At 67.5% G+C, this 14,239-nt stretch carries 16 protein-coding genes and 1 pseudogene; 4 read left to right on the plus strand and 13 right to left on the minus strand.

Annotation, left to right across the window (positions count from 1 at the left end):
* The 7 genes and pseudogenes from A5658_RS28940 to A5658_RS20200 all read right to left on the minus strand — a co-directional run.
* Positions 1 to 269: pseudogene (locus A5658_RS28940) on the minus strand (hypothetical protein); the annotation flags it as partial.
* A complete protein-coding gene (locus A5658_RS20175; protein ID WP_067339343.1) occupies positions 266 to 1,012 on the minus strand; it encodes an HpcH/HpaI aldolase/citrate lyase family protein in 747 nt (248 codons plus the stop codon). The pseudogene A5658_RS28940 and the gene A5658_RS20175, both read right to left, overlap by 4 nt.
* Positions 1,009 to 1,980 carry a zinc-binding dehydrogenase gene (locus A5658_RS20180; protein ID WP_067339346.1) on the minus strand — a complete coding sequence of 324 codons (972 nt, stop codon included), beginning with the start codon at positions 1,978 to 1,980 and terminating at the stop codon, positions 1,009 to 1,011. The genes A5658_RS20175 and A5658_RS20180 overlap by 4 nt, the downstream gene beginning before the upstream one ends.
* Position 1,981: 1 nt before the next feature.
* Positions 1,982 to 3,193 carry a cytochrome P450 gene (locus A5658_RS20185; RefSeq protein WP_067339348.1) on the minus strand — a complete coding sequence of 404 codons (1,212 nt, stop codon included), beginning with the start codon at positions 3,191 to 3,193 and terminating at the stop codon, positions 1,982 to 1,984.
* On the minus strand, positions 3,190 to 3,894 hold the full coding sequence (locus A5658_RS20190) for an NIPSNAP family protein (RefSeq protein WP_067339350.1): 705 nt from the start codon (positions 3,892 to 3,894) through the stop codon (positions 3,190 to 3,192). Before A5658_RS20190 ends, A5658_RS20185 begins: the two co-directional genes overlap by 4 nt.
* On the minus strand, positions 3,894 to 4,433 hold the full coding sequence (locus tag A5658_RS20195) for a hypothetical protein (protein WP_067339351.1): 540 nt from the start codon (positions 4,431 to 4,433) through the stop codon (positions 3,894 to 3,896). The genes A5658_RS20190 and A5658_RS20195 overlap by 1 nt, the downstream gene beginning before the upstream one ends.
* Positions 4,434 to 4,512: 79 nt before the next feature.
* Positions 4,513 to 5,682 (minus strand): CaiB/BaiF CoA-transferase family protein, encoded by a 1,170-nt coding sequence (locus A5658_RS20200; RefSeq protein ID WP_067339352.1) that lies wholly within the window; start codon positions 5,680 to 5,682, stop codon positions 4,513 to 4,515.
* Between the two features lie 46 nt (positions 5,683 to 5,728).
* Between A5658_RS20200 and A5658_RS20205 the strand changes: the two genes are divergently transcribed.
* On the plus strand, positions 5,729 to 6,409 hold the full coding sequence (locus tag A5658_RS20205; protein ID WP_067339353.1) for a DUF427 domain-containing protein: 681 nt from the start codon (positions 5,729 to 5,731) through the stop codon (positions 6,407 to 6,409).
* Here A5658_RS20205 and A5658_RS20210 read toward each other — a convergent pair.
* Genes A5658_RS20210 through A5658_RS20225 form a run of 4 tightly spaced genes read right to left on the minus strand, consistent with a single transcriptional unit; the run spans position 6,388 to position 10,113 of the window.
* Positions 6,388 to 7,581: an acyl-CoA dehydrogenase family protein gene (locus tag A5658_RS20210; protein ID WP_067339354.1), complete on the minus strand. Its 1,194-nt coding sequence runs from the start codon at positions 7,579 to 7,581 to the stop codon at positions 6,388 to 6,390. The two genes, A5658_RS20205 and A5658_RS20210, sit on opposite strands and share 22 nt — an antisense overlap.
* Before the next feature lie 5 nt (positions 7,582 to 7,586).
* Complete coding sequence (locus A5658_RS20215) at positions 7,587 to 8,468, minus strand: acyl-CoA thioesterase II (protein WP_067339356.1); 882 nt, start codon at positions 8,466 to 8,468, stop codon at positions 7,587 to 7,589.
* A 47-nt stretch (positions 8,469 to 8,515) separates the two neighbouring features.
* Complete coding sequence (locus A5658_RS20220; RefSeq protein ID WP_067339357.1) at positions 8,516 to 9,184, minus strand: hypothetical protein; 669 nt, start codon at positions 9,182 to 9,184, stop codon at positions 8,516 to 8,518.
* An 11-nt stretch (positions 9,185 to 9,195) separates the two neighbouring features.
* Positions 9,196 to 10,113: an LLM class F420-dependent oxidoreductase gene (locus A5658_RS20225; protein WP_067339358.1), complete on the minus strand. Its 918-nt coding sequence runs from the start codon at positions 10,111 to 10,113 to the stop codon at positions 9,196 to 9,198.
* A gap of 127 nt (positions 10,114 to 10,240) precedes the next feature.
* Between A5658_RS20225 and A5658_RS20230 the strand changes: the two genes are divergently transcribed.
* Together A5658_RS20230 and A5658_RS20235 are read left to right on the plus strand one after the other, a co-directional pair.
* The gene (locus A5658_RS20230) at positions 10,241 to 11,065 is read left to right on the plus strand and encodes an SMP-30/gluconolactonase/LRE family protein (RefSeq protein WP_067339370.1); all 825 of its coding nucleotides are present in this window, start codon (positions 10,241 to 10,243) and stop codon (positions 11,063 to 11,065) included.
* Positions 11,062 to 11,874, plus strand: a complete 813-nt coding sequence (locus tag A5658_RS20235; protein WP_067339363.1) for a thioesterase family protein — start codon at positions 11,062 to 11,064, stop codon at positions 11,872 to 11,874. Before A5658_RS20230 ends, A5658_RS20235 begins: the two co-directional genes overlap by 4 nt.
* A 14-nt stretch (positions 11,875 to 11,888) precedes the next feature.
* On the opposite strand, the gene A5658_RS20240 is transcribed toward A5658_RS20235, so the two are convergent.
* A complete protein-coding gene (locus A5658_RS20240) occupies positions 11,889 to 12,515 on the minus strand; it encodes an SDR family NAD(P)-dependent oxidoreductase (protein ID WP_197503177.1) in 627 nt (208 codons plus the stop codon).
* Between the two features lie 106 nt (positions 12,516 to 12,621).
* Here A5658_RS20240 and A5658_RS20245 point away from each other — a divergent pair, with 106 nt between their 5' ends.
* The gene (locus A5658_RS20245; RefSeq protein ID WP_067339366.1) at positions 12,622 to 13,161 is read left to right on the plus strand and encodes a TetR/AcrR family transcriptional regulator; all 540 of its coding nucleotides are present in this window, start codon (positions 12,622 to 12,624) and stop codon (positions 13,159 to 13,161) included.
* Here the strand turns inward: A5658_RS20245 and A5658_RS20250 are convergent.
* A partial coding sequence (locus A5658_RS20250; RefSeq protein WP_067339368.1) for an FAD-binding oxidoreductase occupies positions 13,158 to 14,239 on the minus strand: 1,082 nt, incomplete at its 5' end. The two genes, A5658_RS20245 and A5658_RS20250, sit on opposite strands and share 4 nt — an antisense overlap.

The following is a 14,239-nucleotide window of genomic DNA, read 5'->3' on the forward strand; positions in this document are numbered from 1 at the left end:
AGGGCCTGGCCATCACCCAACGGTTGCGCGCGGACGGGTTTTTCGTGGCGGCGTGCGACATCGAGGCGGTCGACGGTCTCGACGACGACGGGGTGATCGGAATACGGCTCGACGTGACGTCGGAATCGGGTTGGCAGCAGGCCGTCGCTCATACCGTCGACCGCCTCGATGTCGCACGCCGCCACGAAAAACCCGTCCGCGCGCAACCGTTGGGTGATGGCCAGGCCCTGCCCGCGCGCCGCGCCGGTGACCAGTGCAACCCGTGTCATCGCTGGCCCTTCGCTTCCGCGAGACCGGCGGCGGCGCCACGCCGTAGCGCTTGGGATTCCGCGGCGAGCGTGATCATCCGAAAACCCAGCTGTGCCATGGCATGTCCGACGGCGCCGTTGCCGGCATGAACGGCCGGCACCAGCCCGGCGCGCGACGCCGCCTCGCGGATACGAGTGATCGCCTTGAGCACGTCCGGGTCGGTGGTGGCCTTGGCGACGTCGACGCCCATCGAGATCGCCAGATCCGCAGGCCCGACGTAAATGCCGGCCAGCCCGGGCACCGCACAGATCGCGTCGACATCGGCGAGCGCAGCGGCGGTTTCGATCATCGCGAACACGCTGACGCGCGATTCCAGTGCGGTGGTGTCGACCCCGAGGCTGGCCCGCAGCGGACCGAAGCTCCGCACGCCGGCGGGCGGATAGCGGGTGGCCGCCACCGCCGCGGCCGCCTCGTTGGCCGACTCGATCATCGCGACGATGATGGCATCGGCGCCGGCGTCGAGCACCCGCCCGATCGGTGCCGCGTCGGCATTGGGCAGACGCACCGCGGTGCCGATCGGCACATGTTCCAAGCGGCGCAACATGATTGCGATATCGGCGTCGTCGATGTAGCCGTGCTGGGCGTCGAAGCCGACGTAGTCGTATCCGGCCCGCGCGAACTCCTCGGGTCCGATCGCAGTCGGCCCGGTGATCCAGCCGCCCCACACCGGCTCGCCCGACGCCAGCGCCTGACCGAAAGTCATGACGCCACGATCGCGATCTTGCCGCGCGAGGGAACCGGGCGGGCCGCGAGTTCGAACGCGCCCTGGACGTCGTCGATGTCGAACGTATGAGTCAGATACCTGGCCAGCAGGCCGGGATGCTCGGCGGCGAATTTGTTCGCCAACTCCAGCATCCGCGGACGATCAACGGCCACACCGGATTTCAGCGTCAGGTTGCGGCGCAGCATGGTGCGCATGCTGATCGGGTAGCTGTCGTCGTCAGGTACGCCGAAGTAGAACACCGTGCCGCCGGGCGCGGTGGCCTCGATCGCATGGTTCAGCGTGGCCACCTGGTGGCCCACGGTTTCGATCACCACGTCCGGCCGGTCGGCCGGCTCGAGGTGGCTGACCCAGCGGTCGCTGGTGGCCCGCACATAGGTGTCGGTGCCGAACTGCGCGGCGATCTCCGCGCGGTCGATCGGGTCGACACCGGTAACCTGCGCGGCGCCAGCGGCTTTGGCCGCACACGAGAACAACAGCCCAATCGAACCCTGCCCGATCACCCCGACGTGGCGGCCGGTCAGGTCGGGCAGCTGCTCGATCGCATAGAGCACGCAGGCCAGCGGTTGCAGGCCGATGGCCTGCGAGGGGCTCAGCGTCGGGTCATACGACGTCACCTGATCGCCGTCGGTGACGACGCGCTCCATCAGGCCGTCGAAGCCGGATGCCCAGCCGACCACCCGATCGCCGACGCGGTGCCGGCGGTGCCGGCTGGCGATCACCTCACCGGCGATTTCGTGGACCGGGAAGCCGTCCTTCTCGGCGCCGCTGCGGCCGTGGTCGCCGGGCAGTAGACCGCGGACGCCGCGGAAGGCGGGCATGTCGCTGCCGCACACGCCGGCGGCCAAAAACTGAAGCAGCACTTGGCCGTCGGCCAGGGAGTCAGCCGTCTTCTCGGCGATGGACGTCCGCTCGAACTGGTAAGGCGCGACGAGGCGGTAGCACCACATCTCACACCTCCACCGGCAGCTTGCTCCAGCCCCACTGAAAGCTGGACGGCGGCCGCAACGCCGCCCCGTCGATGATGCGGTAGTCCGGCACGCGCCGCAGCCATTCGGTGACCAGAACGTTGACCTCGAGGCGGGCCAGGTGATAGCCGAGACAGAAATGCTGTCCGCGCCCGAAGGCCAGCGAGCGGCCGATCGGCCGGTTCCAGATGAATTCGTCCGGGTCGGGGTATTCGCGCTCGTCCCGGTTGGCCGAGGCGAGCAGCGTGATGATCCGTTGGCCGGCCTCGACGGTGGTCCCGTGAATAGTGAAGGGCTTGCGCGCGGTTCGCGCGAACCACTGGGCGGGAGCGCAGTATCGGATCATTTCCTCGCGTGCGACCGGGACGTTGGCGTCGGGGTTGGCGCGCACCGCGGCCAGTTGGTCGGGATGCTTGAGCAATTCCCACAATCCGTGCGCGACGACCTTGGGCACGGTCTCGGTTCCGCCGATGAACACACACAGCATCTGGGTGGCCACCTCGACGTCGTCGAGCGCGGTGTCGTCGGGTCGGCGGTAGCCGAGCAGGCCGTCCACGACGGGCAACTCGCCATCGGTGCCGGCTCGTCGCCGTTGGACGGCGGGGATCAGGTGTTCCAGGTAGTTCGGCCGGGCAGCGGCGGTGTCGACACCGCTGCCGGGTTCGGCGAGGCTGCCGGCGTTCACCGCAGCCAGCACATCGGTCGCGAATTCGACTGGAATGCCGAGTAATTCGCAGACCACCGAGGCGACGACGATCCCGCCGTAGTCCTGGGTGAGGTCGAACGTCCCTTGCGGCAGCAGTTCGTCGAGCCGGTCGTTGGCCAGCTCGCGGATCCTGGCTTCCCAGCCCGCAGCCTGCCTGGGCCGGAACGGCTGGCTGTGCGCCTTACGAACTCCGTCGTAGATCGGAGCGTCGAACACGGCATGAAAAGGCAACGGGTGCAACGGCGGATCCGCGACCGGCCCGTCGTTGTGGTGGGCCAGCACGGTCGCGGGCGGCAGCGTCCCTTCCGACGCGACGAAGGTTCCGTCGTTGAGTGCCAACACATCCCAGATGTCGTCGAACCGCGACAGCGCAAACGTGTCCCACTTGGGCAGGTAGTAGACCGGATGCTGGTCGCGCAGCACGCGGTAATACGGCAGCGGGTCGGCCATCACCGCCGGATCGAACGGGTCGTACGTAAAGTCGTTCATTGGAGCGGCGAGGGCGGAAGTGCTTGCAGGATCGAATCTTCCCAGCCGTCGCGCAGCGCCGGGGCTACGCTCATCCAGGTCACGATCTCGGCGGGCGGGCTTTCCTTCCACGACGGGTAATGGTTGGCGAAGCAGTCCCAGCCGCCCTCGAGCGCCCAGTAATGGATCACCTCGTTGAAGCGAAAGGTGGTGGTGAACGAACCCAGCCAGTGCTTACCGGTGCGCTCCGACCACGGCACGTAGAGTCGTTCCAGTTCACGGATGTAATCGTCCTGGCGGCCCGGCTTGGTCTGCATGATCTCTTGAATCACCAGCGACGCACTGAAATTCGCGTCCTTCAACTGCGTGAGCGTCTTGTTACTCGGCCCGGGATACATGATCCGTCCCTCCCCCGATGCCCCGATGCCGGTCAGGAACGTCGACCACTGCCGTGCCGCGGCGTGGTGGCTACCGCCGGGAGCCTGCGCGCCGCCGATCCGCGCGTAGTCGGCGAACGCGTCGATCTCCCAGATGATGGTGGCTTGCGGCCAGTGGCCGTTGTAGGGCGTGGATTCCCACAGCGCGAACAGTCGCGCGCCCAATTCCTGCATCATCGGCTGGTATGTGTCGGTAAAGGCCTGGGTGAACTGCTCACTCGAGCCCGAACCCAGCGCGATCGTCTCATGCAGATACAGCAGGGTATGACTGTGATACTTGCGCATCAGCCAACCGGGATCAGTTCGGAATCGACAGGCAGAGAAGCCTTCATGTCGCTGCGCAGCGTCTCGATCGGCGCGACCGCGCCAACGATGCCCGCGGCTTCGAGCGCGTGACGCTTGAAGGCACGCGCCGCCGCAGAGAGCACATGCTGCACGGTGGTGGTCCGATGGCCGACGGCCAGTGGCCAATCATCATGCCAGAGCGTCACTTCGGTCATCCAGCGATCCAGCGCCGCCAGCACTTCCTGCCGGATTCGCGCATCGGAGGCGAACATGTCGGCGCTGACCGCCAGGCCGCGGCCCGCGCATTCCGTGCCGGCGGCCAGGATGTGCGGGTCGAGTTCGACGGCCTGCATGCCGAGGATCTGCAGCGGGCGGTGGTCGCACTGCTGCGCCAACAGCACGTGCACGTCCCAGCCGGCTCGCACCCGGTCGCAGAGCCAGCCGCCGATCGAGGCAGCGACGTCCGCCGCGTTGGCGGCGACCACGTCGAGCCGATACGCGACCGATCCAGCGGGACGGCGTTCCTCCAAGGTCCTCATCGCATCCCTTCACGCGTCGTCGATGACCCGGCCGACTCAGCGTGACACTTTTACGCCAATCTGTAAAGTTTCGATTGGATCAAGACTGGCGACGGGCCTTCAGCTCGGCGAGCACCTCGTCGGTGTGCTGGCCGAGTTCGGGCGCACAGGACCGCGGCGCCCACGGCGTGCCGTGGAAGTCGGCCGGGGTCGCCACCATGGGCACGGCAGCCGGCCCGTCGGGCACGTCGACCATCCCGCCGGCGGCGTGGAACTGCTCGTCAGCGATCACGTCCTCGATGCTGTTGACCGGTGACCAGAAGAAGTCTGGCTCGCCGGCGAAGATCTCGGCCCACTCGTCGAGCGTCTTGGTGGCGAAAATCTGGTCCAGCTCCCCGATCAGCTCTACGGCGTTGATCGCCCGGGATCGCGCAGCGGCGAACCGAGGGTCGTCCAGCCACTCGGCCTTGCCGACGGCACGGCACAGCGGAGGCCAGTGCCGGTCGACCTCCAGCCCGACGATCCAGAACCGTCGTCCGTCGGCGGTGGCGTAGTTGTTCATGCACGGGTTGAACATCTTCTCGCGTTGTCCGATCGCGATCGGCTGACCCGACATCAGATAGGTGTTCAGGTCGAAGCTGACCGTGTAGGCGCCCTGCCGGTACAGCGACGTGCTCACCAGCTGACCGTTTCCGGTGCGGCCGCGGGCCACCAGCGCCGCGCAGACCGCGGCGGCCAGCGTCATGCCGGCGGAGTGATCGCCCATCCCTCCCCGCTGGAACGGCGGCGTCTCACCGGGCCGGGTCAGCAGGTGGGCCAGCCCACCGCGGGCCCAGAACGCGGCAACGTCGTAGGCGGCCCGGTCGGCGTCCGGCCCGGTTTCGCCGTATCCGGTGATCAACCCGTAGACCAGGCGCGGGTGGTCCGGGGCCAGCGACTCGTAGTCGAGGCCGAGTCGCCGCAGCGCACCAGGCCGTACGTTGGTGATGAAAACGTCTGCACGGGAGACCAATTCGAGCGCTGTACGGCGACCGTCGTCGGTGGTCAGGTCGACGACCACGCTGCGCTTGGACCGGTTGTCCATCTCGAAGGGCGGGCTGACATCGACGTCGAGGCCGAGCATGCGACCGAACATCCGGGCCGGGTCGCCGGTCGGCGGCTCGATCTTGATGACGTCGGCACCCCAGTCGGCGAGGATGCCGCCGGTCGCGGGGCCGGCCACCCACACGCCGAGTTCGACGACGTTCACGCCTTCCATCGGTCCGGGCATGCCTCACACCATGCCATGCTTTTTTCTCGGCGTACCCTCGCAACGCATGAGCATGGTCACCGGTCACGGGCCCCTGAGCAGTGCTCCCGCCGGCTGGTTTTCGCCCCCGCTGCCCGCCGGAGCGAGGTACGTCGAGCCGCATGCCCGCCGCGTCCAGGCGTTCCGGAATGGCGACACCGTCATCGACACCGAGCACGCGTTACTGGTGCACCGGCCAGATCGACCGCTCAGCTACGCATTTCGCGCCGAGGACGCACCCGGGCTGCCCAGCGAACCCGTCGCCGAAGCGCCCGGATTCGTCTACGTGCCATGGGATGCTGTCGACACCTGGATCGAAGAGGGACGCACGCTGGTGCACTACCCGCCCAACCCGTATCACCGCGTCGACTGCCGGCCCACCACCCGGCGGCTGCGCGTCGAGGTCGGCGGCAAGACGCTGGTGGACACCGACAACACGACGATCCTGTTCGAAACCTCGCTAGAGCCGCGGCTCTATGTCGACCCGGCGCATGTGCGCACCGAGCTTCTGCTGCAATCGAATACGTCGACGTACTGCAACTACAAAGGCTGGGCCACCTACTGGTCTAGTGCCGACGTCGAAGACGTCGCGTGGAGTTACCTGGACCCGCCGCCGGAAAGCCAGCCGATCAAGGGGTTCATCAGCTTCGACGCCGCCCGCGCCACGGTTTTCGCCGAATTGCCCGGTCAGGACCGCGGCGGCGCATAGGCCGGCCGCCCCAGCCCGAGCGCATGCTGGGCGATCATGTTGCGGAACACCTCCAGGGTGCCGCCGTAGATGCCGACGGGTGAGGCCAGCCGGAACGCGTATTCGGCGCCGCCATTGTCGGCGCTGTCGGCGGCCCCGTCGGTGTCGACGGGCAGCGCGGACGCGGTGCCGAGGATGTCCATCAGGTCGGGTGCGCAGTCGCGCATGGTCTGCGCGTTGGCTACCCGACCGAACATCCCCGGTGTGCCCAAGGCCGCCTCGGTGCGAGCGACGCTGCGCCCCAACCGATATGCGACCGAGCCGTCGTCGATCAGCCGACTGCCATCGGGCCGCTCGCGCCCGGCCAGCGCCGCGATCGCGTCGATCGCCTCGGCCATCAACGTCAGGTGTTCGCTCATCACCGCGATGCGTTGCAGGCCGTCCTGTTCTTTCTCGGCGGTGCCGTGCTCCTCGTCGAGTGCACCGCGCAACACTCCCCAGCCGCCGTTGACCGGTCCGATGCGGTAGCGATCGTCTATCCGCACGTCGCTGTAGAAGACGATGTTGGTGCGGTCGCCGTCGACGGTGCGGATGGGTTGGATGTCGACGCCGGGCGCGTCAAGCGGAACCAGAAACATCGTCAGGTTCTTGTGTTTCGGTCCGTCGGGATCGGTGTTGGTCAGCAGGAACACGTACTTGGCGTTGTGCGCGTTGGACGTGAACATCTTGGCGCCGTTAATGATCCAGCCCTCGCCGTCGCGGACCGCGCGCGTCTTGCACGTTGCCACGTCCGAGCCGCCCTCGGGTTCGGTGTAGCCCAAGCACAACCGGGTCTCGCCGGACAGCACGCCGGGCAGCACCTCGTCGGTGAGTTCCGGGGGCCCGAAGTCGCGCATCATCCTCGCGACCACGGCCGTGGTGCCCCAGTGAAACCACGGGGTGTGGGCCCGGCCGATCTCCAGATCCCAGATGCGCCGGCGCAGCGCGCCGAACCCGCCGTCCGATTCGTCGTAGAAGTCGTCGGCCAGATACCCCTTGGCACCGAGCGCCAAATGGACGCCCTCGTCGAAGTTCTCCCCGGTTTCGCGATCCCGGCGGATCACCTCGTCGGTGACCACTTCGGCCAGGAACAGCCGCAGCCGATCACGGAATTCCCGGTCCTCGGAAGACAACTCGACGCGCGTGAAATCCATGAGAGTTATAGCCGCGCTTCGGTTTTGATCGTGGTGTCGGTGGTGCGCAACGGGCGGATCAGCGCGTCCTGCGTGAAGGATGCGATCAGCTCGCCCTCCTCGGTGTGCACGGCGCCGCGGACATATGACATGCCGGCACCGACCTGGGTGCTCTCGTGGGTGTAGAGCAGCCAGCCGGTCCAGGTCACCGGCTCGTGGAAGCTGACCGACACCGTCATCGGCGCGGTCGACACGGTCAGGTGCGACTGCGCGGTGCCGATCCCCTCGTGGGCGCGCATCGTGGTCGAAATGCCAAGGTGGCCGGTGAAATACGCGACCAACGCCTTGGCCAGATCGTCGCGGGCCGGGATCGGGTCGTAGTGCAGCCAGGCGTACAACTCCGGCGGTCCGACCTCGTCGGGGCTGTTCACGTCGACCACGTCGACCAGCCGCAGTTCGCGGCCGGCCATCGGCATCCCGCCGTCGTTGGCCTCACGCGGCGGGGTCACGTCGGGCCGGGGCAGGTGGTGGCGGATGACGTCGTCCGACGGCACGTCAAGCAGCGCCGTCACCGTGATCGCACGACGTCCGTTCTGCGAGACCGCGACCACCGCGGTGGCCGTCGAACGGCCCTCGGCGACCACGTCGATGTCGATCTCAACCGGCGGTCCGACCAGTACGGCGCGGGCGAACACGGCGTGCACCGAGCGCACCGACTTCTCCGGAAACCGTTTGGCGACAGCAACAATCACTTGCGCAAGCACCTGGGTGCCTTCCACGACCTGACGTTCGTCCTCGGCCGCGATGCCGCTGTCGGCGATGAATGCGCCGTCTTCCCCCGGGCGCGCGTCGAACAAGTCCAGAAGGCCGGCGACCGACCAGTGCGTCTGCTCAGAGTCTGTTGTCACTTAGCGAGAATGACATTCTCGGCAAAAGTTGTAAAGCCTCCCTGTCCTCAAGCGGAGCTGCGATGCAGTCGAGGGGCCGCCAACTCGTCGTTGTCGACAACGAAGTCGGCCACCTGTTCTGGGTTCACCTCGGCGATGTACATGCGCGCTGCCGCGTGATAGCGCTCGGCGTACTTTCGCCGGGCCTCGGCCTCTCCGCCGAATTGCTCTGCATCACGGTCGATTCCACGTCGCAAAGCCTCGTGGAAGCTGGTGTTCACGTAAATCACGGCATCCCAACTGGCACGGTGGCGACGCTGCATAAAGCTGCCATCGGCTATGAGGATGCTGTCGCGTTCGGCCCGCTCGGTGGGCTCGTCGACGGGGATGTCCGACATGAGATCGATGATGCGGCGGCTGAACCGCAGGTTGCCGTTTGGGCCTAGCGGCTCCAGGACTCGTCGGTTGAGCGCGTCGAAGTCGTACGCATCCTCGTAATAGCCCCGAGCGGAGTCCTTGCCCTGGCGGTAGCGATGCGCTCGTCGATGATGGAAGTCGTCCATTCGGATTCGGATCACGGATGTTCCGCGCTCCGCTATCGCGGCGGCAAGCTCATCCGCGAGCGTGGTCTTGCCCGAGGCGGTGATGCCGTCGATAGCCACGCGGAGCGGGTGTTCGTCCCGGAGTTCGATCAGCGAGTCAGCCAGGCCGTCCAGCACCAGGGTTCGCCGGTTCACGCCATGGGATCTTAGGCGTCGATGACCAGGGCCTTGAACCGGTCGATCACCTCGAGGGCGTGCGCCAGGCTGTCACCGGGCAGTCCGACCTGCACCCAGGTCACGCCGAGTTTGGCCAGGTGATCCAGTCCGGCCAGGTACGCGTCGGCGTTGAAGTCGTCGCTCGATGGGCTGCCGCCTTCGAAGTTGCCGAAGACGATGTCGACGGTCGCCGGGTCTCGTCCGGCTTGGTCGAGTCGGCGGCGCAGATCGTCGATGCCCTCGGCGAGGGCTTCGACGGAATCCAGTGACGCCGTGCGCGCGGTCTGGGCCAGCGCAGGCGGCGCGGCGAACGGGCACCACCCGTCGCCCTTGTCCGCGACCCGCCGCCGGGCCGCCGCGGTGTTGCCACCGATCCAGATCGGTGGATGCGGATTGCTGACCGGCCGCGGGTGCGCGGTGATCCCTTTGGCGCTGAAGTGTTTGCCCTCGAAGCTGACGTCGTCTCCGGTCCAGATCGCCTTGATCACGTCGAGTGATTCGTCGAAGAGGGCCGCACGCTCCTCGAAATCGACTCCGAGCGCGGCAAACTCGCGCTTGAGATAGCCGACACCGACGGCCAGCGTGAACCTGCCCTCGGACAGCAGGTCCAACGTCGCGCCAGATTTGGCGACTACGAACGGGTTCCGGTAGGGCAGCACCACGATGTTGGGGATCAGCCGCAGCGTGCTGGTGCGGGCGGCGGCGAATCCCATCGCCACGAACGGGTCGAGGGCATCGTGGCCGCCGGCCTCCAGCCAGCGCTGCGTGGGTGCGGGATGGTCGGTGAACCCGAAACCGTGAATTCCGGCCGCCTCGGCGGCTGCGGCGACGGTCGCGATGCCCTCGCCTCTGACCAGCTCGGGGTTGTAGGGGTGGCTGTGCATCGGGTGGGTGATGGTGAATTTCATCTGCCGCTTTCGTTAGCTGAGCACCGACGATGTCCCTGCAAGTTACCGCGTGACATTTATACGATAATCTGTAAAGCCAGCCGGGTGACCGGCCTGGACCAAGAATTGGATGTACTCGATGACGGCAATGGTTGAGGGGCTGACGCCGCTCGCGACGGGTTTCTGCTTCGGCGAGGGACCGCGCTGGTTCGAGAATCTGTTGTGGTTCTCCGACATGCTCGGCGAGGCCGTGCACACCGTCACCGCCGGCGGGGCGATGACCACACTGCCGCTACCCGGGCAGGCCCCGTCGGGCCTGGGGTTCCGGCCCGACGGCACGCTGCTGATCGTGTCGACCAAAGACCGCAAGCTACTGGCCTATGACGGCGAAACCGTCGACACGACAGCCGATTTGAGCGCGCTGGCCCCGGCCGACCTCGGCGACATGGTGGTCGACCAGCATGGCCGGGCCTACATCGGGTCGCAGGCGCGCGAGGGCGGCGTCATCCTGCGGGTCGACCCCGACGACACCGTCACCGTGGTCGCGCGGGACCTGGATTTCCCCAACGGCATGGTCATCACGCCTGATCGGACGCTGATCGTCGCCGAATCGATCGGCCGGCGGTTGACCGCGTACACCATCGGCGCCGACGGCGAGCTGACCGAGCGACGCGTCTTCGCCGACGGGTTGGACGGCCCGCCGGACGGCATCTGCCTCGACGCCGAGGGCGGCGTATGGACGGCGATGACGCTGGCCCACCAGTTCGAGCGCATCGTCGAGGGGGGCGAGGTGACGCACCGCATCGACATCGGCGATCGGGTGGCGATCGCCTGCGTGCTGGGCGGTGCCGCTGGGCGGACCCTGTTCATGTTGACGAGCAGCGACGCCTACCCCGAGCGGCTGGTGGGCACACAATCGTCCCGCGTCGATACGGTGATCGTCGATACCCCCGGCGTCGGCGGCGAGCGGTGACCGATTCGTACTACGAATTGCTCGACGCCGCCGACCCGGTGGGCGAAAAGTTCACTGCCACAGACTTAGTCCGTAGCACGTGGACGGCGAACATCCAGCATGCCGCCCCGGTGTCGGCGCTTCTGGTCCGCGCGTTGGAGCGCTGCGCGGCGCGCGACGACACCCGGTTGAGCCGTGTCGCCATCGACCTGTTGGGTCCAGTGCCGGCCGACGGCGACATGTGGGTCCGCGCGAAGGTCGAACGCCCCGGCAAGCAGATCGAGTTGGTCAGCGCCGAGACGCTGGCGCTGGGCCCCGACGGTCAGCCGCGGCCGACCGCGCGGGCCACCGGGTGGCGGCTGCAGCAGCAGGACACCACTGAACTGACGCACGACGCCGCGCCGCTGCCCGCTCCGCTGTCCGAGGCGCGCAGCCGCGACCTTGCCAAGAACTTCGACCGCAACTACGTGCACAGCCTGGACTGGCGCTGGCTCACCACGCCGCTCAGCGACGGACCGGGCGAGTCGTGGATCAAGCCGACGGCCAACCTGGTCGCCGGTGAGACGATGACGCCGTTGGAGCGGTTGTTCGCGGTCGCCGACTGCGCCAATGGGATCGGCTCGAAAATCGACATCACCAAGTGGACGTTCCTGAACAACGACCTCGTCGTGCACGTGCACCGGATACCCGACGGTGAGTGGGTGGGCATCCGCGCGGAGACCAGCTACGGCCCGGATGGCATCGGGACGACGGTCGGCACCCTGTTCGACGAGACCGGTGCGGTGGGCGGCATCCAGCAGTCGGTGCTAGTTCGTCGAAGGCCTCAATAGCCGCGAAAGTGCAACTAGCGACGCATTTCTCGAGGGACACCGTCGGCGGCTGCGCTCTCGCGGCGCGACGGGATGACGTCGACGACGCGCAGGTGCATGTCGGACGCCGTGATGGTCGCGGCGATCAGTCGGCCTGCGTCGGCGGCCGGCACCGCGCCGGTCGACCGGACAATCGACGCCCGCACGCCGGTGCCGACGAATTCGGCGTCCAGTCCGCAGATCCAGGCGTCGAGCATCCGGTCGGTTCCGGCCGGCGACTCCCCGACCAGGCCCGGGCTGAGCAGCACCACGTCACCGCGGCCGTTGTCGATCATCGGCGAAACAAGTTGTGTCACAAGGTGTTGCGCGCCCACCCAGGATCTCTCGGCGACACCGGCGCTGCTGATCAGCCCGTCGACGTCACCGATCAGGTAGTCGACCGACTCCAGGAAGCCGTCGATGGACGGCGGGTCGGCCAGGTCCAGGTGGGCGGCGAACACCGATGCGCCGCTCGATCGCAGCCGGGCGGCGAAATCCTCGCCGGCCTGCGGTCGAGGGCTGCCCATCAGAACGGAATGCCCGCCGGCCGCCAACCGGGTTGCCGTGGCGAAGGCCACCGGTGAGGAGGCCTCGGTGATGACCACCGTCCTGGCGTGGCTCACCACAGACGCCCGTGTTCTGGGGTTCGCCCGGCTAAGCTCGGGTAATCAGCGACCAGTGCCACGAAAACAGCGTGACACTTCCAACTAATTTTGTAAAGTTGCGGGTATGGACCAGACGTCGACCATCGAGGGTGACACCTCGACGCAGCAGCGGATCCTCGCTGCGACCGCCGAGGTCCTCGGCCGCAACGGCAAACGCAAGCTCAGCCTGTCCGACGTCGCTGTCCAGGCCGGGGTGTCGAGGCCAACGCTGTATCGCTGGTTCGCCTCGAAAGAGGACCTGCTCTCGGCGTTCTCCACCTACGAACGCGTTACCTTCGAAAGCGGCATGAGCCAGGCGACGGCCGGACTCAAGGGCGCCGACAAGCTCGACGCTGCACTGCGGTTCATCGTCGACTACCAGCACTCCTACACCGGTGTGCGGATGGTCGACATCGAACCCGAATACGTCATCTCCCAGTTCGCCGGTGTCATCCCCCAGATGCGCGACGGCTTGCAGCGGCTGATCCCCGGGCCCAACGCCGCGGTCAAGGCCGCGACGGCGATCCGAGTGGCGTTCTCGCACTATGTGATTCGCAGCGACGACGCCGACGACTTTCTCGCCCAGCTGCGGCACGCGGTCGGCGTCAAGCCCTCGGTCGACTAGTCGAACAGCACCGCGGCGTTGAGGTAGCCGGTCGGGTCGAAGGCCCTTTTCAGCGTTCGCATCGCCGCGATGTCGGCGTCGTCGCGAGACATTCCGAGGTAGCGGCGTTTCCGGCTGCCCACCCCATGCTCGGAGCTGACATTGCCGCCGCAATCGGCGATCAGGTCCATCATCGCGGTGTAGAGCTGCTGTTCCTGCTCGGCGCTGCAACGCAACACGTTCAGGTGCAGGTTGCCCTCGCCGATGTGCCCGAACAGCACACCGACGGCGTCGGCGGCGTGCCGCTGCACCAACGCCTCCGCCTGTCCGGCGAACTGGGCCACTGCGGCCAGGGGTAGCGAGACGTCGAATTTCAGCGGCGGCCCGAACAAGCCGACCACCTCGGCCACCGATTCGCGCACCCGCCAAAGCCGTTGTTGCGCAGCGATATCGACCCCCACCGCGGGCTCACCCGACGTCTGCACGCCCTCGAGCGCGTCGGCAAGCCGCTCGGTCTGGTCGTGATCGGATGCCAGCTCCACCAACAACAGCCACCGGCTGTCCACCGGCGGCGGCGCACCAAGATGCTCGTCGGCCAGCGCGCTGGCTCGCCCGTCGACCAGCTCGATCGCGGCGATACCGTCCAGGTCACGGAACAACCGCCCCGCGTCGACGAGCGCGTCCAGGTCGTCGAAGCCGCAGACCGCGGTCACGCGATGCGCCGGATCGGGGTGCAGCCGCAGGTCCAGTGCGGTGATCACGCCGAGCGTGCCTTCGGCGCCGACGAACAGCGCCGGCAGGTCGTAGCCGGTGTTGTCGGCCCGCACCCGGGAGTGCCGTCGCACCACCGAGCCGTCGGGCAGCGCGACGTCCATGCCGATGACCTGGCTGCCCATGTTCCCGTAGCGCACGGTGCGCAACCCGCCGGCGTTGGTCGAGGCCATGCCGCCAACCGTCGCGGTGTCACGCGCGGACAGATCGACACCGAACACCAGGCCGGCCGCGCCGGCCGCGCGCTGCACCGCGCTCAATGTCGCCCCGGCTCCGGCCTCGATACGCCGTTCGGTGGTGTCGACATCGCTTATGCCGCAGAGCCTTT

This window comes from Mycobacterium sp. 1245111.1 (assembly GCF_001673405.1).
Lineage (GTDB): Bacteria > Actinomycetota > Actinomycetes > Mycobacteriales > Mycobacteriaceae > Mycobacterium.